19 protein-coding genes and 1 pseudogene are annotated in these 20,530 nt (G+C 68.4%); 11 read left to right on the top strand and 9 right to left on the bottom strand.

The genetic code is table 11. From position 1 onward, the window contains the following. Window positions 1-74: 74 nt before the first annotated feature. Window positions 75-1,856, top strand: a pseudogene (locus AWC31_RS32340) (DEDD exonuclease domain-containing protein); the annotation flags it as partial. Here AWC31_RS32340 and trpD read toward each other — a convergent pair. After that, window positions 1,794-2,888 (bottom strand): anthranilate phosphoribosyltransferase, encoded by a 1,095-nt coding sequence (trpD, locus tag AWC31_RS32335; RefSeq protein ID WP_084356891.1) that lies wholly within the window; start codon window positions 2,886-2,888, stop codon window positions 1,794-1,796. The pseudogene AWC31_RS32340 and the gene trpD overlap by 63 nt on opposite strands. A 113-nt stretch (window positions 2,889-3,001) precedes the next feature. Between trpD and ctaE the strand changes: the two genes are divergently transcribed. From ctaE to qcrB, 4 genes are read left to right on the top strand one after another with little or no spacing between them, the layout of a single operon-like run. After that, window positions 3,002-3,613, top strand: coding sequence for an aa3-type cytochrome oxidase subunit III (gene ctaE, locus AWC31_RS32330; RefSeq protein ID WP_085149234.1), 612 nt, complete (start codon window positions 3,002-3,004; stop codon window positions 3,611-3,613). 59 nt (window positions 3,614-3,672) lie between these two features. Further along, window positions 3,673-4,479, top strand: coding sequence for a cytochrome bc1 complex diheme cytochrome c subunit (gene qcrC / locus AWC31_RS32325; protein WP_067855577.1), 807 nt, complete (start codon window positions 3,673-3,675; stop codon window positions 4,477-4,479). A gap of 56 nt (window positions 4,480-4,535) precedes the next feature. Then, a complete protein-coding gene (gene qcrA, locus AWC31_RS32320) occupies window positions 4,536-5,696 on the top strand; it encodes a cytochrome bc1 complex Rieske iron-sulfur subunit (RefSeq protein WP_198538980.1) in 1,161 nt (386 codons plus the stop codon). Continuing rightward, on the top strand, window positions 5,693-7,336 hold the full coding sequence (gene qcrB, locus AWC31_RS32315) for a cytochrome bc1 complex cytochrome b subunit (protein WP_067855401.1): 1,644 nt from the start codon (window positions 5,693-5,695) through the stop codon (window positions 7,334-7,336). The genes qcrA and qcrB overlap by 4 nt, the downstream gene beginning before the upstream one ends. Window positions 7,337-7,639: 303 nt before the next feature. On the opposite strand, the gene AWC31_RS32310 is transcribed toward qcrB, so the two are convergent. The 4 genes from AWC31_RS32310 to ctaC all read right to left on the bottom strand — a co-directional run bounded on the left by AWC31_RS32310 (window position 7,640) and on the right by ctaC (window position 10,720). After that, window positions 7,640-8,173, bottom strand: coding sequence for a DUF2561 family protein (locus tag AWC31_RS32310; RefSeq protein WP_085149231.1), 534 nt, complete (start codon window positions 8,171-8,173; stop codon window positions 7,640-7,642). After that, window positions 8,173-9,066, bottom strand: coding sequence for an MmpS family transport accessory protein (locus tag AWC31_RS32305; protein WP_085149227.1), 894 nt, complete (start codon window positions 9,064-9,066; stop codon window positions 8,173-8,175). The genes AWC31_RS32310 and AWC31_RS32305 overlap by 1 nt, the downstream gene beginning before the upstream one ends. Before the next feature lie 187 nt (window positions 9,067-9,253). Continuing rightward, window positions 9,254-9,673, bottom strand: a complete 420-nt coding sequence (locus AWC31_RS32300) for a cytochrome c oxidase subunit 4 (RefSeq protein WP_085149224.1) — start codon at window positions 9,671-9,673, stop codon at window positions 9,254-9,256. A 9-nt stretch (window positions 9,674-9,682) separates the two neighbouring features. Then, window positions 9,683-10,720 carry an aa3-type cytochrome oxidase subunit II gene (gene ctaC / locus AWC31_RS32295; protein WP_085149221.1) on the bottom strand — a complete coding sequence of 346 codons (1,038 nt, stop codon included), beginning with the start codon at window positions 10,718-10,720 and terminating at the stop codon, window positions 9,683-9,685. A gap of 192 nt (window positions 10,721-10,912) precedes the next feature. Here ctaC and asnB point away from each other — a divergent pair, with 192 nt between their 5' ends. Beyond that, the gene (gene asnB / locus AWC31_RS32290; protein ID WP_085149218.1) at window positions 10,913-12,859 is read left to right on the top strand and encodes an asparagine synthase (glutamine-hydrolyzing); all 1,947 of its coding nucleotides are present in this window, start codon (window positions 10,913-10,915) and stop codon (window positions 12,857-12,859) included. Between the two features lie 7 nt (window positions 12,860-12,866). Here asnB and AWC31_RS32285 read toward each other — a convergent pair whose 3' ends face one another. Continuing rightward, window positions 12,867-13,841, bottom strand: a complete 975-nt coding sequence (locus AWC31_RS32285; RefSeq protein WP_085149215.1) for a carbohydrate kinase family protein — start codon at window positions 13,839-13,841, stop codon at window positions 12,867-12,869. Window positions 13,842-14,013: 172 nt separating this feature from the next. On the opposite strand from AWC31_RS32285, the gene AWC31_RS32280 reads away from it, so the two are divergent. Further along, window positions 14,014-14,631, top strand: a complete 618-nt coding sequence (locus AWC31_RS32280) for an Rv0361 family membrane protein (RefSeq protein WP_085149212.1) — start codon at window positions 14,014-14,016, stop codon at window positions 14,629-14,631. A gap of 24 nt (window positions 14,632-14,655) precedes the next feature. Here the strand turns inward: AWC31_RS32280 and AWC31_RS32275 are convergent, their stop codons facing one another. Next, a complete protein-coding gene (locus tag AWC31_RS32275; RefSeq protein ID WP_067855376.1) occupies window positions 14,656-15,012 on the bottom strand; it encodes a HesB/IscA family protein in 357 nt (118 codons plus the stop codon). A gap of 272 nt (window positions 15,013-15,284) precedes the next feature. Between AWC31_RS32275 and AWC31_RS32270 the strand changes: the two genes are divergently transcribed. From AWC31_RS32270 to AWC31_RS32255, 4 genes are read left to right on the top strand one after another with little or no spacing between them, the layout of a single operon-like run. Next, window positions 15,285-15,905, top strand: a complete 621-nt coding sequence (locus tag AWC31_RS32270; protein WP_374213973.1) for a DUF3043 domain-containing protein — start codon at window positions 15,285-15,287, stop codon at window positions 15,903-15,905. Window positions 15,906-15,930: 25 nt separating this feature from the next. After that, entirely contained in the window at window positions 15,931-16,461 is a 531-nt protein-coding gene (locus tag AWC31_RS32265; protein WP_085149920.1) for a bifunctional adenosylcobinamide kinase/adenosylcobinamide-phosphate guanylyltransferase, read from the top strand. Next, window positions 16,458-17,513: a nicotinate-nucleotide--dimethylbenzimidazole phosphoribosyltransferase gene (cobT, locus tag AWC31_RS32260; RefSeq protein ID WP_085149209.1), complete on the top strand. Its 1,056-nt coding sequence runs from the start codon at window positions 16,458-16,460 to the stop codon at window positions 17,511-17,513. Before AWC31_RS32265 ends, cobT begins: the two co-directional genes overlap by 4 nt. Continuing rightward, window positions 17,510-18,235 carry an adenosylcobinamide-GDP ribazoletransferase gene (locus AWC31_RS32255; RefSeq protein ID WP_085149206.1) on the top strand — a complete coding sequence of 242 codons (726 nt, stop codon included), beginning with the start codon at window positions 17,510-17,512 and terminating at the stop codon, window positions 18,233-18,235. The genes cobT and AWC31_RS32255 overlap by 4 nt, the downstream gene beginning before the upstream one ends. Here the strand turns inward: AWC31_RS32255 and AWC31_RS32250 are convergent. Continuing rightward, the gene (locus tag AWC31_RS32250) at window positions 18,232-19,338 is read right to left on the bottom strand and encodes a branched-chain amino acid aminotransferase (RefSeq protein WP_085149202.1); all 1,107 of its coding nucleotides are present in this window, start codon (window positions 19,336-19,338) and stop codon (window positions 18,232-18,234) included. The genes AWC31_RS32255 and AWC31_RS32250 overlap by 4 nt on opposite strands. 22 nt (window positions 19,339-19,360) lie before the next feature. Continuing rightward, a complete protein-coding gene (gene gcvT, locus AWC31_RS32245; RefSeq protein WP_085149199.1) occupies window positions 19,361-20,458 on the bottom strand; it encodes a glycine cleavage system aminomethyltransferase GcvT in 1,098 nt (365 codons plus the stop codon). Between the last annotated feature and the right edge of the window lie 72 nt (window positions 20,459-20,530).

Here is a 20,530-nt window from a genome sequence, read left to right as displayed (position 1 = left end):
CGCGCACGGTATCGCCGGCTACCGACAAGCGTGTCGCCCGAGCGCTGTCGGTGGCTGTCCCTACCGTCATCGGCATGGGCGACGGCGGGCAACTGGCTTTCGAGCTCGATGCCGTATCCCTCGCCGACACCACGTTCGTCGTCGTCGACCTCGAGACCACGGGCGGGCGGGCGACCCCGGCACAGCCCGGCGGCCCGTACGACGCGATCACCGAGATCGGCGCCGTCAAGGTCCGCGGCGGCGAGGTGTTGGGTGAGCTGGCCACGCTCGTCGACCCCGGCCGGGCCATCCCGCCGCAGATCGTCGAACTCACCGGCATCACGTCGGCGATGGTGCGCGATGCGCCGAAGATCGAATCCGTGCTGCCGGCGTTCCTCGAATTCGCGCGGGGCGCGGTCCTCGTCGCCCACAACGCCGGGTTCGACATCGGGTTCCTGCGGGCGGCAGCCGAACGCGCACAACTCAACTGGCCGCGTCCCCCGGTGCTGTGCACGGTGCGCCTGGCACGGCGGGTCCTCACGCGCGACGAGGCGCCCAGTGTCCGGCTCTCCGCCCTGGCGCAGTTGTTCCGCGCCGCCACGACCCCGACCCACCGGGCGCTCGACGACGCCCGCGCCACCGTCGACGTCCTGCACGGGCTGATCGAGCGGGTCGGCAATCAGGGCGTGCACACCTATGCCGACCTGAAGTCGTATCTGCCCGACACCACACCGGCCCAGCGGCGCAACAGGGCGCTGGCCGACCGATTGCCGAACCGCCCGGGCGTGTACCTGTTCCGCGGGCCGTCGCGCGAGGTGCTCTACGTCGGCACCGCGGTCGATCTGCGGCGCCGGGTGCGGCAGTACTTCACCGGAGCCGACCCCCGGGCCCGGATGAAGGAGATGGCCTCGCTGGCATGCGCGGTCGATCACGTCGAGTGCGCCCATGATCTGGAGGCAGGCGTGCGGGAGCTGCGGCTGCTGGCCGCGCACGCACCGCCGTACAACCGCCGGTCGAAGTCGCCGCAGCGGTGGTGGTGGGTGGCGCTGACCGACGAAGCCTTCCCGCGCCTGTCGACGGTGCGAAACCCGAAGCACCGCACGGCACTCGGACCGTTCTCGGCCCGCTCCGACGCGATCGACACCGCCGCGCTGCTGGCCCGTTTCACCGGGATGCGGACCTGCACGGCCAGGTTCGGCGCGGCGGCGGCCCACCACTGCCCCGAACGCGAGCTCTCGCCGTGCCCGGCGCCGCAGGGCGCCCGCGCCGCCGACTACGCGGCCGCCTGCCTGCGGGCCGCGGCCCTCATCGACGGCAGCGACGACGCCGTGCTCGCCGCCGTGCTGGCCCATATCGAGGATCTGGCCGCGGCAGGCCGGTACGAGACGGCTGCGCGGGTACGCGACCACGCCGCGGTGGCCATCGAGGCGTTGTGGCGCGGGCAGCGGCTCGCCGCGCTGGCCGCGTTGCCGGAGTTCGTCGCGGCGCGGGCAGACGGCAACGGCGGCTGGCATTTCGCGGTGATCCGCCACGGGCAGCTGGCCGGCGCGGGCACCGCACCGCGCGGCGTGCCGCCCATGCCGGTCGTCGACGCGATCTGCGCGGGTGCCCAAGTCGTTCTGCCGACGACCGGACCGCTCGGCGGCGCACTGGTGGAGGAAACCGCGCTCATCGCGCGCTGGCTGGCGTCACCCGGGGTGCGGATCGTGCGCACCGAGATCGGCTATACGAGTCCGATCGGCGCGGCAGGCCGCCACGCGCAGTGGGCCGCGACGGCCCGCTCGGCCCGGATGGCCGCCCGGCAGTTGGAGCGCTCAGAGCTGCTGGCCGAACCGCACCCAGCGCGAGAGCAGTTGTTCGGCCGCACCGGAGTCGATGGCCTCGGTGGCGCGCGCCAGGCCGGATTCCCACGCCGGGACCCACTTGGCGTCGCTGGCTAGGCCCGCGTGGGCCACCATCGCCCCGGCGGCGTTGAGCACCACGGCATCACGCACCGGGCCCTTGGCCCCGCCCAGCACCGCACGCGCCTCCGCGGCGTTGGCGGCCGCGTCACCGCCGACCAGCTCGCTGATCTCGGCCCGCGCGAACCCGAACGCGGCGGGATCGAACGTCAGCCGCTCCATCGTGCCCGCTTGAACGCGCCAGATCGTGCTCGTCGTCGTGGTGGTCAGCTCGTCGAGGCCGTCGTCGCCGTGCACCACGAGCGCACTCGAACCCCGGGTGGCGAACACGCCCGCCATCACCTCGGCGAGGTCGGCCCACGCGCAGCCGATCAGCCCGGCCCGCGGGGTCGCCGGATTGGTCAGCGGCCCAAGCAGATTGAACACGGTCGGCACCCCGATCTCGCGGCGCACCACCGAGGCGTGCCGGTAGGACGGGTGGAACTGCGGCGCGAACGCGAACCCGATACCGACCTCGGCGACGCTGCGGGCGACCTCGTCGGGGCCCAGATCGATTCGGACGCCGAGCGCTTCGAGGGTGTCGGCACCGCCCGACAGCGACGACGCCGCCCGGTTGCCGTGCTTGACCACCGGGACACCACACGCGGCGACGACGATCGAAGCCATCGTGGACAGGTTGACGGTGTTGGCACCGTCGCCGCCCGTGCCGACGATGTCGACCGTCGAGGTGCCGATCTCATCGGTCGGCACCCGGCGCGCGTGCGACAGCATGATGTCGGCGAGTTCGCGAACCTCGGCCGAGGTCGGGCGCTTCATCTTCATCGCCACCGCGAATCCGGCGATCTGGGCCGGGGTCGCGACGCCGGTCATCATCTGGTCCATCGCCCACGCCGCGTGACCGTTGGGCAGGCTCTGACCCGTGGTGAGCCGGCCGAGGATACGCGGCCACGACGGCGCCGAGTCTGGGCCGGACTGGGACGGGGACAGCTGCGATGATCCGGATGTCACCGCCGAATGCTATCGCTCGCCGCGCATACCACCCGGACGCATCCCGACACGAATCCGACCAATTGCTCGACCCGGGTGGAGTTCGACAACTACAAAGCGTCATACTTGCGGATGTGACGAGCGCTGTAGGTACCTCGGGAACCGCCATCACGTCGCGCGTTCATTCGCTGAACCGACCCAACATGGTCAGTGTCGGCACCATCGTGTGGCTTTCCAGTGAGTTGATGTTCTTTGCTGGACTGTTCGCGATGTATTTCACCGCGCGCGCCCAGGCTGCTGGTGATTGGCCGCCCGAGCCAACCGAACTCAATTTGGCCCTTGCCGTACCGGTGACGCTGGTCCTCATCGCGTCATCGTTCACCTGCCAGATGGGCGTCTTCGCCGCCGAGCGCGGCGACGTCTTCGGCCTGCGCAGGTGGTACGTGATCACGTTCCTGATGGGCCTGTTCTTCGTACTCGGCCAGGGATACGAGTACATCCACCTGGTCGACCACGGCACCACGATTCCGGGGAGCGCCTACGGGTCGGTCTTCTACCTGGCCACCGGATTCCACGGCCTGCACGTGATCGGCGGCCTGGTTGCCTTCATCTTCCTGCTGGCCCGCACGAAGATGAGTAAGTTCACGCCTGCGCAGGCCACCGCCGCGATTGTCGTCTCGTATTACTGGCACTTCGTCGACATCGTCTGGATTGCGCTGTTCGCCACCATCTACTTCGTTCGATGATCGGCTCGCCGATGCGTTCCATGATCGGCTCGCCGATTCCTCCGATGAGAAGGAGTTCGATGACCAGCAAGTCGCGCCGTCGGCTACGTCGGCGATTGTCAGCAGGACTACTGCTGTTGATCGGCCTGGCAGTCGCGGGTGGTGTTGCGGCCACGCTGACGCCGACACCGCAGGTCGCGGTGGCCGACGAATCACAGTCGGCGCTGCTGCGCACCGGCAAGCAGCTGTTCGAGACGTCGTGCGTGTCGTGCCACGGCGCGAACCTGCAGGGTGTTCCCGATCGTGGCCCCAGCCTCATCGGAACCGGCGAGGCGGCGGTGTACTTCCAGGTGTCGACCGGCCGTATGCCCGCGATGCGCGGTGAGGCCCAGGCGCCCTCGAAGCCCGAACACTTCGACGAGTCGCAGATCGACGCGCTCGGCGCCTACGTCCAGGCCAACGGCGGGGGCCCGACGGTCCTCCGCGACGAGCACGGCGGCGTGGCCCAGGAGTCGCTCATCGGCTCCGACGTCGCGCGCGGCGGCGACCTGTTCCGCCTGAACTGCGCGTCGTGCCACAACTTCACCGGCAAGGGCGGCGCACTGTCCTCCGGCAAGTACGCGCCCGATCTCGGCGACGCCAATCCGGCGCAGATCTACACCGCGATGCTGACCGGGCCGCAGAACATGCCGAAGTTCTCCGATCGGCAGCTCTCGCCCGAGGAGAAGAAGGACATCGTCGCCTACGTCCGCGAATCGGCCGAGACCCCCAGCTACGGCGGCTACGGCCTCGGCGGCTTCGGGCCCGCGCCCGAAGGTATGGCGATGTGGATTATCGGAATGGTTGCCGCGATCGGCGTGGCGATGTGGATCGGATCACGAGCATGAGCCAGGACATCCCGGACAACAACGGCGACGTCAAGGGAACCGACACCCCGGGTCAGATGGGTGCCCCGGGCCAGCCCACCGACGAGCAGCTCGCGACGATGTCGCGTGAGGAGCTGGTCGACCTCGGCGGCAGGATGGACGGCGTCGAGACCATCTTCAAGGAGCCGCGCTGGCCGGTACCCGGCACCAAAGCCGAGAAGCGCGCGGAGCGCACGGTCGCGTATTGGCTTGTGCTCGGCGGTCTTTCGGGCCTGGCGCTGCTCCTGGTCTTCATCTTCTGGCCGTGGGAGTACCAGCCCTTCGGCTCCGAGGGTGAGTTCCTCTACTCGCTGGCGACCCCGCTGTACGGCCTGACGTTCGGGCTCTCGATCCTGGCCATCGGCATCGGCGCGGTGCTGTTCCAGAAGAAGTTCATCCCCGAGGAGATCTCGGTCCAGGAGCGCCATGACGGCGCCTCCCCCGAGTTGCACCGCAAGACGGTCGCGGCGAACCTCACCGATGCGCTGGAAGGCTCGACGATCAAGCGCCGCAAGCTCGTCGGCCTGTCGCTGGGCATCGGGCTCGGCGCATTCGGCGCGGGCACGCTGGTGGCGTTCATCGGCGGCTTGATCAAGAACCCGTGGAAGCCCGTGGTTCCGACCGCCGAGGGCAAGAAGGCCGTGTTGTGGACGTCGGGCTGGACCCCGCGGTTCCACGGCGAGACGATCTACCTCGCCCGCGCGACCGGACGTCCCGGCTCGTCGCCGTTCGTCAAGATGCGGCCCGAGGATCTCGATGCCGGCGGCATGGAGACCGTGTTCCCGTGGCGCGAGTCCGACGGCGACGGCACCACCGTCGAGTCCGAGCATCACCTGACCGAAATCGCCATGGGCGTGCGCAACCCGGTCATGCTGATCCGCATCAAGCCGGCCGACATGCACAAGGTGGTCAAGCGAAAGGGCCAGGAGAGCTTCAACTTCGGTGAGCTGTTCGCGTTCACCAAGGTGTGCTCGCACCTGGGCTGCCCCTCGTCGCTGTACGAGCAGCAGACCTACCGCATCCTCTGCCCGTGCCACCAGTCTCAGTTCGACGCCTTGCATTTCGCAAAGCCCATATTCGGTCCGGCTGCGCGCGCGTTGGCGCAGCTGCCCATCACCATCGATAAAGACGGGTATCTCGTCGCCAACGGTGACTTCATCGAGCCCGTCGGACCGGCATTCTGGGAGCGCAGATCATGAGCCCTGACCTCGCCAAGATGGCAGCCGCACAAGGTGATGCGATCGATTCGCGTTACCACCCGTCCGCGGCGGTACGTCGGCAGCTGAACAAGGTCTTCCCCACCCACTGGTCGTTCCTGTTGGGTGAGATCGCCCTGTACAGCTTCATCGTGCTGCTCATCACGGGCGTCTGGCTGACCCTGTTCTTCGACCCGTCGATGGCGCACGTCACCTATGACGGTGTGTACCAACCACTTCGGGGTGTTCAGATGTCGCGGGCGTACGAATCCGCCCTGGACATCAGCTTCGAGGTGCGCGGCGGTCTGTTCGTCCGCCAGATTCACCACTGGGCCGCACTGATGTTCGCCGCGGCGATCATGGTGCACCTGGCGCGCATCTTCTTCACCGGCGCGTTCCGGCGCCCGCGTGAGGCCAACTGGGTGATCGGCTCGCTGCTGCTGATCCTGGCGATGTTCGAGGGTTACTTCGGCTACTCGCTGCCCGACGACCTGCTGTCGGGCATCGGCCTGCGCGCCGCGCTGTCGTCCATCACGCTGGGCATGCCGATCATCGGAACCTGGTTGCACTGGGCGCTGTTCGGCGGTGACTTCCCCGGCGAGATCCTCATCCCGCGCCTGTACGCCCTGCACATCCTGTTGATCCCGGGCATCATCCTGGCGCTCATCGGTGCGCACCTCGCGCTGGTGTGGTTCCAGAAGCACACCCAGTTCCCCGGCCCCGGCCGCACCGAGACCAACGTCGTCGGCGTGCGCGTCATGCCGGTGTTCGCGGTCAAGTCGGGCGCGTTCTTCGCGATGGTCACCGGCGTGCTCGGCCTCATGGGTGGTCTGCTGACCATCAACCCGATCTGGAACCTGGGTCCGTACAAGCCTTCTCAGGTGTCGGCGGGTAGCCAGCCGGACTTCTACATGATGTGGACCGAAGGCCTGGCGCGTATCTGGCCGGCCTGGGAGTTCTACCCGTTCGGCCGCTACACGATCCCCGCGGTCGTCTGGGTCGCGGTGATCATGGGCCTGGTGTTCGCATTGCTGATCGCCTACCCCTTCATCGAGAAGAAGGTCACCGGCGACAATGCCCACCACAACCTGTTGCAGCGTCCGCGTGACGCACCGGTCCGTACCGCGATCGGCGCGATGGCGATCGCGTTCTACATGGTGCTGACCCTGGCGGCCATGAACGACATCATCGCGCTGAAGTTCCACATCTCGCTGAACGCGACGACGTGGATCGGCCGTATCGGCATGGTGGTGCTGCCCGCGATCGTCTACTACATCGCCTACCGCTGGGCCATCTCGCTGCAGCGCAGCGACCGTGCGGTGCTCGAGCACGGCATCGAGACCGGCATCATCAAGCGACTGCCGCACGGCGCCTACGTCGAGCTGCACCAGCCGCTGGGCCCGGTCGACGATCATGGTCACCCGATCCCGCTCGAATACCAGGGCGCCGCACTGCCGAAGCGGATGAACAAGCTCGGCTCCGGTGGCGCACCCGGCACCGGCAGCTTCCTGTTCGCCGATCCGGAAGTCGAGCACGAGGCGATCACCGAGGCGGCGCACGCGTCCGAACGCAAGGCGCTCACCGCACTCAAGGAGCACCAGGACCGTATCCACGAGAACGGGGAGCCCAACGGTCACCACTGACCGTCCCCGGTAGATTCACCCGATCGCCGCAACCTCTTCCCAAAGAGGTTGCGGCGATTGTCGTATGTGGGGCGCTGGCGTGACCGTGCGCTGCGGATCGGCTCACGTGTGTAGCGCCATGGCGATTTTCGACGGTCGACAACGCCGTGGCGCTACGCGCGTGAAGCGAAAGTCCAATAGCCCCAGAGCACCTGCCCACACCGCAGATTCATTGGGAGACTTATGGCACGGTCATGCCCCTCCCCTACCCTGCCATCTCCAGGCGATGGCGACGGGACTGCCGGCTGCAGCCCCACCTGAGGGCTAGGCCGACAGTTGATCGAGCTGACGTACCGCCAGGATCGGCAGGGCCACCATGCCGACGGTGATGAGGCCGGCAAGCCCGTACAGGCACCACGCGGCCACGTCGTTGTCGGTGGCCATGAGATACGTGGCCAATCCGACTGCGGCCGTGGCGACACCGATGGCGCATGCGGCTGACAGCGCGAACCGCAGCCACACCTGCTCGACCGCGGCAGCGGCGCGGTCGAAGCCGTAGCGGCTCGGCGGCTGAGGGCGGCGCACCGGCGCGCGCACCGGCTGACGGTTGTCGGCCTGGGCACGTGCCCGCAGCAGCAACGGCACCGCGGCGACGATCACGACGACCGATATCCCGATGACGGTGTAGAGCAGCCACGGTGTGTCCGCGGACTCCTCACCCTGCGGATGGCCGCGGCCGAGGTCGACCAGGGCGACGATGGCAGCGACGGCAGCCCCCAATGCGGCCAGCCAAGCGACCGCGCACGCGCCGAGCAGGATCCGGTCGGTGTTGTTCAGTTCGGTGTTGGGGCCGGTCATCAGCAGGCGGTCTGCGCAGAGTTGTTGGCGTTGGACGACAGCACCGTTCCGTCACTCGCGGTGATCGAGCAGTTCAGTCTGCTCACCAGGAACAGGCTGGATGCCTCGACCGAACCGACGTCGGAGTTGGAGATCGGCGTCATCGTGAACGTCCACGGGATGTAGACGTTGCGCAACGTGCGCCGGTTACCGTTCCCGTCGACGTAGGTGATGGTGATGATGTCGCCAGGGGCTTTCGTGCCGGTCACCGAATAGGTGACCTGGCGCGGCCCCGCCGGGGCGGTCGTGGTGGTCGGCGGCGGCGTTGTCGTGGTCGCCGGCGGTGGCGGGGGCGCCTCACTGCTCGGCGGCGGAGGCGGTGGTGGCGGTGGCTCGGTCACCGTCACGGTCTCCGGGGGCGGTGGTGGCGGCTCCTCCGAGGTCGGTGGCGGAGGTGGCGGCGGCGGAGGCGGAGGCGGTGTCGTCGTGGTGATCTCGTCCTGGAACGGCGGTGCCGACGTCGTCGTACTCGGCTGCGGCGTCGCCAGATTGGTGGTGTCGTCGTCGCGCGTCACCAGCACGGCGACCGACGCCACGAGCGCGATCGCGGCGATGATGGCGGTGACACCGACGACCCACGGCCAGCGCGGCGGCGGTGGCTGGTCGACGAGCTCGGTGACCGGGTCGTAGCTGTCGTAGTCGTACAGCCCGGGCTCGGCCGGCACGTAAGGCCCGCTCGTGAACTGTTCGGACTCGGGCGCGGAGTACGCCTGCGAGTAGAACTCAGTCTCGCCGGTGTTCGGGTCGGTCCCGGCCACCTGCGTGGGTTCCTCGGGTGCAGAATGCTTCCCCGGTTGCTGATCCGGCAAATCCGAACCGGAGCCATCCGGTCCTGGGGGATTCGGCCCGCTCATCTACGCCTATCCTTCTCGACTGCTTCACTGTCACACGGGGACGGTCAGTACCGTTCACGGATGACAGTGCCCCGGCAACATTACCCAACCGGCAGGCGTCAGTGACTCCGGCAGTCCCGGTGTCGAGTGAACTGGTGCCTCGATTGTGACCTTGACCAGGCGGCGGGCGAGCATCGGCCCAGCGGGGTCAGTGCTTCTCGGGGCCCCAGTAGTACTCGAAGACCAGGCCGCCGGCCGAGAAGAGCACGAAGCAGATGCCTGCCACGAGCAGCCACGGGAGCCACAGTGCGGCGCCGACGGCCGCGGTCGAGAAGGACAGCGCGATCAGGATCGGCCACCAGCTGTGCGGCGCGTAGAAGCCCAGTTCGCCGGCGCCGTCGCTGATCTCGGCGTCCTCGTAGTCCTCGGGACGGGTGTCGAGCCGGCGGGCCACGAAGCGGAAGAACGTACCGGTGATCAGCGTGAGGCCAGTGGTGAGCACCAGCGCGGTGGTGCCCGCCCACTCCACGCCGCCGTTGGCGAACATCGCGGTCAGCACGCCGTACACGACGGCCGACAGCGCGAAGAAGCCGGTGAGGATCTCGAACAGCCGAGCTTCAATATGCATGAGGTGTCCCTACTTGCTCGCCTGCGGTGCCATTTCACCGCGTCGGGTATCGAACGGCTTGGTGGTCGTCGCCAGCGGCGGCTGGTTGATCGCCGCCAGTGCTTCGGCATTCGTCTTGCCCGCGCTGCGCTGGTCGATGTAGGCCTCGAAGTCGTTGGGCTCCACCACGCGAACCTCGAAGTTCATCATCGAGTGGTAGGTGCCGCACATCTCGGTGCAGCGCCCGACGAACGCGCCGGTCTGCTCGATCTTGCTGACCTGGAAGACGTTGTCGGAGTTGTTGGCCTTCGGATCGGGCATCACGTCGCGCTTGAACAGGAACTCCGGGACCCAGAAGCCGTGGATCACGTCTGCGGAGTTGAGCACGAACTCGATGCGCTTGCCCGCGGGCAGCACCAGCACCGGGATCTCGGTCGAGCTGCCCAGCGTCTCGATCTTGTCGAAGTTCAGATACGTCCGGTCTTCGGGGTTGAGCCCGCGGACCGCGCCGACGCGCTCGTGTCCGTGCGCGTCCTCACCCTCGGGACGCGACTCCATCGCGGCCTTGCGCTCGGGATCGGCGCCGTCGTAGTTGAAGGTGCCGTCGGCGTAGGCGATCTTCTGGTAACCGAACTTCCAGTTCCACTGGAAGGCGGTCACGTCGATGACGACCTCGGGGTTGGGGTCCTTGTGCAGCATGCGCTCCTGCACCACGACGGTGAAGTAGAACAGCACCGAGATGATGAGGAACGGGATGACCGTCAGCACCAGCTCGAGCGGCATGTTGTAGCCGAACTGGCGCGGCAGCTCGGTGTCGGTCTTCTTCTTCCGGTGGAAGGCGCTGGACCAGAAGATCAGCCCCCACACGATGGCGCCCACGACGAACGAGGCGATCACCGAGCCGATCCAGAGCTCGCGGTTGAGTTTGCCCTCAGGGGTGATGCCGGTCGGCCAGCCGAGCGCAAGCGCGTCCGACCAGCTGCAGCCGCTCAGCAGTAGTGCTGAGCCACCGAGGACAATTGACAACAACGCCGCCCTGGCCACCGCCTTAAGCCCGCGAGGTGTCACGCTTGCGCCTCCTAGATCGGTATTTCACGACCGCGAGCGGTCAGTCATTTCAGCGAATACTACGCAGCGTAGACCACGCCCGCCGACGGGAGCGAAGCGACTCGGGAATGGGGCCCAGACGGGGGCGAAGCAACCGGCAGACTCGCCCGGGTGTGGGTCTGCACACCCGCCGCGATTAGGCATACTGGCGCGGTGTGCGGACTGCTGGCCCTGGTAACTGACCCGTCGCGAGCCACCCAGGTCGAGGCGGTGACCGGCGAGGTCGCCAGGGCGTCGCACCTGATGCGGCACCGCGGCCCCGACGAACCCGGCACCTGGTCCGACACCGCTTCGGACAGCACCGTGGTCCTCGGCTTCAACCGGCTGTCGATCATCGACATCGCCCACAGCCATCAGCCGCTGCGCTGGGGTCCGGCCGAATCGCCGGAGCGCTATCTTCTGGTGTTCAACGGCGAGATCTACAACTACGTCGAATTACGTGCAGAATTGCGGTCCGAATATGGTGCCGAATTTCACACCGACGGAGACGGCGAGGCCATCGTCGCCGCCTACCACCACTGGGGCGCCGACGCGCTGCGGCGCCTGCGCGGCATGTTCGCGTTCGCGTTGTGGGACACGCAGGAACGCGAGTTGTTCTGTGCGCGTGACCCGTTCGGCATCAAGCCGCTGTACATGGCGACCGGGCCCGGCGGCACCGCCGTCGGCAGCGAGAAGAAATGCCTGCTGGACCTGGCCGATGCGCTCGACCTCGACCTCGGCATCGACGAACGCGCCGTACAGCACTACACCGTGCTGCAGTACGTACCCGAGCCCGAGACGCTGCACCGCGGCATCCGCAGGCTGGAATCGGGCAGCTACGCCCGGCTCAAGCCGGGCGGCACCCCCGAGGTGACGCGGTATTTCGTCCCGAAATTCACCGCGGTTCCCTTCGTCGCGGGGGCCGAACAGTCCCGCTATGACGAGATCACGGCCGCGCTGGAGGATTCGGTCGCCAAGCACATGCGGGCCGATGTCACCGTCGGCGCGTTCTTGTCCGGCGGCATCGACTCGACCGCGATCGCGGCGCTCGCGATGCGCCACAACCCGCGGCTCATCACGTTCACCACCGGCTTCGAGCGCGAGGGGTTCTCGGAGGTCGACGTGGCCGTCGCGTCGGCGGAGGCGATCGGCGCCCGCCACGTCACCAAGGTGGTCAGCCAGGCCGAGTTCGTCGAGGCGTTGCCCGAGATCGTCTGGTACCTCGACGAGCCCGTCGCCGACCCGGCGCTCGTCCCGCTGTTCTTCATCGCCCGCGAGGCCCGCAAGCACGTCAAGGTCGTCCTCTCCGGCGAAGGTGCCGACGAGTTGTTCGGCGGCTACACGATCTACCGCGAACCGCTGTCGCTGCGGCCGTTCGACTATCTCCCGCGCCCGGTCCGCAAGTCGCTGGGCAAGGCATCCCGGCCGCTGCCGGAGGGCATGCGCGGCAAGAGCCTGTTGCACCGCGGTTCGCTGACGCTCGAAGAGCGCTATTACGGCAACGCGCGCAGCTTCTCCGACGAGCAGCTGCGGGCGGTGTTGCCGAATTTCCGCCAGGAGTGGACGCACACCGACGTCACCGCACCGGTGTACGCGCAATCGCAGGGCGCCGATCCCGTCGCGCGCATGCAGCACATCGATCTGTTCACCTGGCTGCGCGGCGACATCCTGGTCAAGGCCGACAAGATGACCATGGCCAATTCACTGGAGCTGCGGGTGCCGTTCCTGGACTCCGAGGTGTTCGCGGTGGCGTCGCGGCTGCCCGCCGATCAGAAGATCACGCGCTCGACCACCAAGTTCGCCCTGCGCCGGGCGCTCGAGCCGATCGTGCCCGCGCACGTGCTCAACCGGCCCAAGCTCGGATTCCCGGTGCCGATCCGGCACTGGCTGCGGGCAGGCGAATTGATGGACTGGGCTTATGCGATGGTCGGCTCGTCGCAGGCCGGCGCCCACGTCGACCTCGCCGCGGTCCGCACGATGCTCGACGAGCACCGCGCGGGCGCGAGCGATCACAGCCGGCGGCTGTGGACCGTGCTGATCTTCATGCTGTGGCACGCGATCTTCGTCGAACACAGCGTGACCCCGCAGATCAAAGAGCCGCACTATCCGGTACAGCTCTAGGAGAGATTCAGCCCAGCGCCTGCGCGATCTCCGCACCCGCCTCGGCGCCGTAGGCGTCGGACAGCCGCCGCACGGCCTCGTCGCGGTCCCAGCTCCATTCCTGCGGCCCGGGCGCTTCGAGCACCAGGACGGCCACGAGCGATGCCAGCTGGGCCGAGCGCTCCAGGTTCAGACCCGCGCTGCGGCCGGTCAGGAAGCCGGCCCGGAATGCGTCGCCGATGCCGGTCGGGTCGTCCTTGTGCGTCTCGGGCACGACATCGACGTGCACGAACGTGCCGTCCCGGCCCACCAGATCGACGCCCTTCTCCCCCAGCGTGGTGACCCGTAGCTCGATCTGGCTCATCACCTCGGCCTCCGACCACCCGGATTTCTGCAGCAGCAGATCCCATTCGTAGTCGTTGGTGAACAGGTAGGTGGCACCGTCGATGAGCTTGCGGATCTCGTCGCCGGTCAGCCGCGCGAGCTGCTGCGACGGGTCGGCGGCGAACGCGAGCCCGAGCTTGCGGCACTCCTCGGTGTGCAAGAACATCGCCTCGGGGTCGTTCGCCCCGACGATCACGAGTTCCGGCTTGCCGGCCTGGGCCACGAGATCGGCGAGCGATATGGTGCGCGCCTCTGACATCGCGCCCGGGTAGAACGACGCGATCTGCGCCATGTCCTCGTCGGTGGTGCACACGAAGCGCGCGGTGTAGGCCGACGGCGAGATCAGCACATGGTCGCAGTCCACGCCGTGCGAGGTCAGCCAGTTGCGGTAGTCGTCGAAGTCCTTGCCCACCGCGCCGACGAGGGTGACGTCGCCGCCGAGCACACCGATCGCGTAGGCCATGTTGCCCGCGACGCCGCCCCGGTGGATGACCAGGTCGTCGACCAGAAAGCTCAGCGACACCTTCTGCAGATGGTCGGCCAGCAGCTGCTCGGAGAACTTGCCGGGGAACTTCATCAGGTGGTCAGTGGCGATGGATCCGGTCACTGCGATGGTCACGAAGTGTCACCCTTCATTTCGTTAACACGTCTAGGCAAGACTACGCGCGCCGCCCGGGTGCTACAGCGCTCACGGCGCCCCCGTCGCGGCTTGCGCTAACCTGCGTATAACCGTATGCCCGGTCACCGTAGACGGGTGACCCACCTCCAGATCACCCGGGGAGCGCCATTTAATGACTGGTACCTACCAGTACCCCGAATCCGTTCCGCCCCAGCAGTATCCGGAGCAGGTACCGTCCGCTTATCCCGGCATGTTGCCGCCGCCGGTGCAGTATCCGAAGCGTCGCCGGTGGCCGCGGATCCTCGCGGTGGTGCTCGCCGTTGCCGTGGTGGGTGCGGTGTTGACGGTGGTGATCGTGTTCGGCCGCGGCGGCAGCACCCAGTCCGGGGTGGTGTCGGATGAGCAGGCTCAGGCCGCGGTTCAGGAGTATCTGACCGCGTTGATCGACGGTGACGACGAAACCGTCGCGCGCCACACGCTGTGCGGGCTGTTCGACGCGGTCAAGGACCGCAAGACCGATCTCGCGGTGGCCGGCCTGGCCAGCGACGCGTTCCGCAAGCAGTTCAGCAAGGCCGAGGTGGTCCGGATCGACAAGATCGTCCCGTGGTCGACGACGCAGGCGCAGGTGCTGTTCACGATGCGCGTGGCGCCGGCGAGCGGCTCGGCGCGGGGGCAGCGGGCACCCGACCAAGAGCAGCAGGGCGTCGCGCAGGTGCTGGTCGAGAAGGACGGACAGAACGAGAACGTGCTCGTCTGCTCGTATGTGCTACGAACCGGCGGTCAGTACTGACACGCAGCACTGACCGCCCGCACGTCAGTTGAAGGAATCGCCGCAGGCGCAGGACCCGGTGGCGTTCGGGTTGTCGATCGTGAAGCCCTGCTTCTCGATGGTGTCGACGAAGTCGATCGTCGCGCCCTGCACGTACGGCGCGCTCATACGGTCAACCGTCAGCGTGACGCCGCCGAACTCGGCGGTCAGGTCACCGTCGAGGGTCCGGTCGTCGAAGAACAGGTTGTAGCGCAGGCCTGCGCAACCACCCGGCTGCACGGCGATGCGCAGCGCCAGATCGTCGCGGCCTTCCTGGTCCAGCAGCGCCTTCGCCTTGGCCGCGGCAGCGTCCGACAGGGTCACCCCGTGGGTTTCGGTGGAGGTCGCGTCCTGAACAGTCATTGCTCTCCCTAAGCATCCCGGGCATCGCTGATGCCGAAGTTCATTGGGAACGACGTGGGTTTACCTGGTGGGCGTCACCCGCGTGTCCACTACCTCAACGGTACCTCCTTCTGCCGCTATTCCCGACTTATCCCCAGGCCGGGGCATGTGACCGGCATGGTCGCGATGGCAGTAACCTGGCTGGCGTGAAGCTGCTGGGCCGCAATATCGGGCGTGACAAGGACGACAACGGTGCCGACAAGGGCACCGAGGGCAACGCTGAGCGCACGAGCGTGGCCGAACAAGCCGGCCCGGCGACCAACGGCTCCACCACGACGACCGCCCCGAAGGGCAGGCCGACGCCCAAGCGCAGCGAGGCTGCCAAGCGACGCGGACCCGTCGCACCGGCACCGCTGACCGCCGCTGAGGCCCGCAAGCGGCGCAAGGAACTGCGCGGCCCCAAGCTGTCCAAGGAAGAGCGCAAGGCCGAACGGCTCACGCGCCGCGCCGACATGGCCGACCGCCGCGAGAAGATGATGGCGGGCGAGGAAGCCTACCTCCTGCCCCGCGACAAGGGACCGGTGCGCCGCTACGTCCGCGACATCGTCGATTCTCGCCGTAACGTGCTGGGCCTGTTCATGCCTGCCGCGCTCACGATGATCTTCTTCATGCTGGCGCTGCCCGCGGTGCAGTTCCAGCAGATCCTGTCCTACGCGATGCTCGGGCTCGTGCTGGTCATGGTGATCGACGGCTTCGTCCTGGGCCGCAAGGTGAACCGCATGGTCGACGCGAAGTTCCCTGACAACGTCGAAAGCGGTTGGAAACTCGGCTTTTACGCGTCCAGCCGGGCATCGCAGCTGCGCCGGATGCGCGCGCCGCGCCCGATGGTCAACCGCGGCGACAAGGTTTCTTGATGCCGGCGCAGCCGGCCTGATGTCAGTGCGAACACTCGTGCTCGGCGGTATCCGATCGGGCAAATCACAGTGGGCGGAGTCGGCGGTGCTCCACGCCGCCGGTGAGCAGTCACCCGTGCGCTACCTGGCCACCGGCCCGGCCGCCGACAGCGACCCGGCCTGGGCCGGGCGGGTGAGCAAACATCGAGCGCGGCGTCCCACGCACTGGTACACCGTCGAATCGGCCGATGTGGCGGCCGATCTCGCCCGCGACGCCACCGCCACCCTGGTCGACGACGTCGGCGGCTGGCTCACCGCGGCCATGGACCGCCGCGGCGCATGGACGGGTGGTTCGGTGGACGACGATGTCGCCGCGCTCGTGCACGCGGTCAGCGAGTTCACCGCTCCCCTGGTCCTGGTCAGCCCCGAGGTCGGGCTGACCGTGGTACCCGCCACCGAGGCCGGCCGCCGGTTCGCCGACGAGCTCGGCACGGTCAACCAGAAACTGGCCGCAGTGTGCGACCGGGTGGTGCTGGTGGTGGCCGGCCAACCGGTAACCGTGAAGGAGCCGTCGTGACGGAACCCGCTTTCGACCCGGTCACCCCGCCGGACGCCGACGCCGCCGCGGCCGCGGCCGATCGCCAGGTCCGGTTGACCAAGCCGGCGGGTTCACTCGGCCGGCTCGAGGAGCTGTCGATCTGGGCTGCGGCCTGCCAGGGTGTGTGCCCGCCGCGGCAGCTGACCCGCCCGCGGGTCGTGGTGTTCGCCGGCGACCACGGCGTGACCGCGTCGGGCGTTTCGGCGTATCCGGCCGAAGTCACGAACCAGATGGTGGCCAACTTCGACGCCGGTGGGGCGGCGATCAACGTGCTGGCCGATATCGCGGGTGCGACGGTGCGGGTGGCCGACATATCCGTCGACTGTGCCGAACCGCTGTCGCCCGCTATCGGCGCGCACAAGATCCGGCGCAGCGCGGGCAACATCGCGGTCGAGGATGCGCTCAGCCCGGCGGACGCGATCGCTGCGGTCGCCGCGGGCCGCCAGATCGCCGATGAGGAGGTCGACGCGGGCGCCGACCTGCTGATCGCGGGTGACATGGGAATCGGAAACACCACGGCGGCAACAACTCTGGTCGCCGCGTTGACCGGCGCGGAGCCCGTCGCGGTCGTGGGACGCGGCACGGGTATCGATGATTACGGGTGGATGCGCAAGACCAGCGCGGTGCGCGACGCGCTGTATCGGGCCCGCGGTGTGGTCGGCGATCCCCTCGGCTTGCTGCGCGTGTGTGGCGGCGCCGACCTGGCGGCGATGGCGGGGTTCTGCGCGCAGGCCGCGGTGCGGCGCACCCCGGTGCTGCTCGACGGCCTGGTGGTGACGGCCGCTGCGCTCGTGGCCGATCGCCTCGCGCCGGGTGCGCGGGCGTGGTGGCAGGCGGGCCACCGCTCGACCGAACCCGCGCACACGCTCGCCCTCACGCACCTGGACCTCGATCCGATCGTCGACCTGCGCATGCGGCTCGGTGAGGGCACCGGAGCGGCCGTGGCGCTGCCCATCGTGCGCGCCGCGATCGCCACGCTGGCCTCGATGGCGACGTTCGACTCTGCCGGCATCCTCGACAAGACACCGTGATCCGTTCGCTCGCAGGGTCTTTCGCGTTCGGCACGGTTCTGCCGGTGCGGGGCTCGGCGGGCCTGGGCCGCGGCGCGATGACCGCGTTGCCGATCGTCGGGCTCGCGCTCGGAGCCCTCGCCGCCGTCGTGGTGTGGGCGGGCCACTGGGCGTTCGACCCGGCCAACCCGCTGCCCGGAGTGCTGGCCGTCGCGGCCCTCTTGCTGGCCACCCGCGGGCTGCACATCGACGGGTTCTGCGACACGGTGGACGGCCTCGGCTGCTACGGCCCGCCGGAACGGGCGCTTGCCGTCATGCGCGACGGATCGGCAGGCCCGTTCGGCGTCGCGGCAGTCGTCGTGACGATCGCCGCACAGGCACTGGCCTTCACTGAGCTCAGTGCCGTCGCGAGCATCACCGCGGTCGCCGCGGGCCGGGTCGCGGCCGTCGCGGCATGCCGCCGAGCCGTACCCGCCGCGGCGGGGAGCTCGCTCGGCGCCGCGGTCGCGGGCAGCCAACCGGTCGCGGTCGTGCTGGGTTGGGCGGCGGCGCTGGCCGCGTTGGCGGTGTTCGCCGGACCACGGCCATGGCAGGGCCCGCTCGTGGTGGTCGTCGCGGTGCTGTGTTCGATCGGGCTGGTCGCCCACTGTGTGCGCCGCTTCGGCGGCATCACCGGTGACGTGCTGGGCGCGGCGGTCGAGGTGACGACGACCGTCACCGCACTCGGCCTCGCGATCGGCTAGCTCAGCCGCGCCATCCAGCCGTGGGTGTCGGCGAAGGTGCCCCGCTGGATCCCGGTGAGGGTGTCGCGCAACGCCATGGTGATCTCACCCGGTTGCCCGTCGGCGATGGTGAACTCCCCGTCGTTGTGCTTGACGTGCGACACCGGGGTGATGACCGCTGCCGTACCGCACGCGAACACCTCGGTGATCTCGCCTGCCGCGGCCTTCTTCTGCCACTCGTCGACGTCGATCTTGCGTTCCTCGACGGCGAAACCGGCGTCAGTTGCCAACTGCAGCAAGGAATCTCGCGTGATACCCGGCAGCAGTGAGCCGGACAGTTCCGGGGTGACCAAGCGCGCCGAACCGCCGCTGCCGAACACGAAGAACAGGTTCATGCCACCCATCTCTTCGACGTAGCGGCGCTCGATGGCGTCGAGCCACACCACCTGGTCGCAGCCGTTGTCGGCCGCCTGCGCCTGCGCGAGCAGCGACGCCGCGTAGTTGCCGCCGAACTTGGCCGCACCCGTGCCACCGGGCGAGGCACGCACGTATTCGTGTGACAGCCACACGCTCACGGGCTTGATGCCGCCCTTGAAGTAGGCACCGGCAGGCGATCCGATGGCCAGGTAGCGGTATTCGCTGGCCGGCCGCACCCCGAGCCCGGGCTCGGTCGCGATGATGAACGGCCGCAGGTACAGCGACTCCTCACCGCCCGCCGCGGGCACCCACTGCCCGTCGATCGCGATGAGCCGGCGCAGCGACTCGATGAACAGGTCTTCAGGCAGTTCGGGGATGGCCAGCCGGCGGGCCGAGGTCCGCAGCCGCGCCGCGTTGGCCTCGGGCCGGAACGACACGATCGAGCCGTCGGCCCAGCGGTAGGCCTTCAGACCCTCGAAGACCTCCTGCGCGTAGTGCAGCACGATGGCCGACGGATCGAGCTCGATGGGGCCGTACGGGATCACCCGGGCGTCGTGCCAGCCCTGGCCCTCGGTGTAGTCGATCGACACCATGTGGTCGGTGTGGTACTTGCCGAAGCCGGGGTTGGCCAGAATCGATTCGCGTACCGCATCGGTCGCCGGATTCGCATTGGCTGAAACCGTGAACTCGAGAAGGCCGCTAGTCATGCAGCGATTGTATCGCCAGCGACTAGCGAGTTTTCGCCTCCACGAACGGAGGCTTGACAACCTCGCATTCGACGGCCCGGCCGCGTACGTCGACCGTCACGTGGGCACCGTCGGCGATGTCGTGGGCCGTGTCGATAAGCGCCAGCGCGATACCGACTTTCAGTGTGGGCGAGAAGGTTCCCGACGTGGTGACGCCGATCTGGGTGTCGCCGTCGAGCACCGCCAGATCGGCTCGCAAGACACCGCGGCCCACGGCCTTCAGGCCGCGCAGGACGCGCGATGGCCCGGCCTGCTTCTCGGCCAGCAACGCGTCGCGGCCCCAGAACGCGTCCTTGCGCCAGCCGATGGCCCAGCCGCAGCGCGCCTGCAACGGCGAGATGTCGAGCGACAGCTCGTGGCCGTGCAGCGGGTAGCCCATCTCGGTGCGCAACGTGTCACGCGCGCCGAGGCCGGCCGGTTCTCCCCCGGCGCCGCGGACCGCCGCCACCAGCGCATCGAACACCACGCCGGCCCGGTCCCACGCCGGAAGCAGTTCGTAGCCATGCTCGCCGGTGTAGCCGGTCCGGCACACCCGCACGAACACACCATCGAACTCGGCGTCCGCGTACCCCATGTAATCCATGTCGGTGGGCAGCCCGAGGCTCGCGAGCACCTCGGCCGACTTCGGCCCCTGGACCGCCAGCACGGCGTAGGACCGGTGTTCGTCGGTGATGGTCAGCCTGTCCGGGGCATGCTTCTGCAGTTCGGCCACCACGGCGGCGGTGTTGGCCGCGTTGGGCACGAGGAAGATCTCGTCGTCGGACACGTAGTAGGCGATGAGGTCATCGATCACCCCACCGGACTCCGTGCAGCACAACGTGTACTGCGCCTTGCCCGGCCCGATCCGGTTGAGGTCGTTGGTGAGTGCGGAGTTGACGTAGGCCGCCGCACCCGGCCCCCGCACCAACGCCTTGCCGAGGTGGCTGACGTCGAACAGCCCGACGGTGTTGCGCGTGGCCGTGTGTTCGGCGACGGTGCCCGCATACGACACCGGCATCAACCACCCGCCGAACTCGGCGAAGCCGGCGCCCAGCTCGCGATGGCGGTCTTCCAGCGGTCCGTGCAGCAGGTCGTCACTCACGAGCCCACCCTAAAGCGTGTTGAACAACATCCTGCGGTTGAGTCGTCGGGTGTTTCGGCACGAGGAAGCTGG

This window comes from Mycolicibacterium wolinskyi (assembly GCF_002101965.1).
GTDB classification, from domain to species: Bacteria; Actinomycetota; Actinomycetes; order Mycobacteriales; family Mycobacteriaceae; genus Mycobacterium; species Mycobacterium wolinskyi.
The sequence above is the reverse complement of the archived record's forward strand: the minus strand, read 5'-3'. Positions and strand labels throughout refer to the sequence as shown.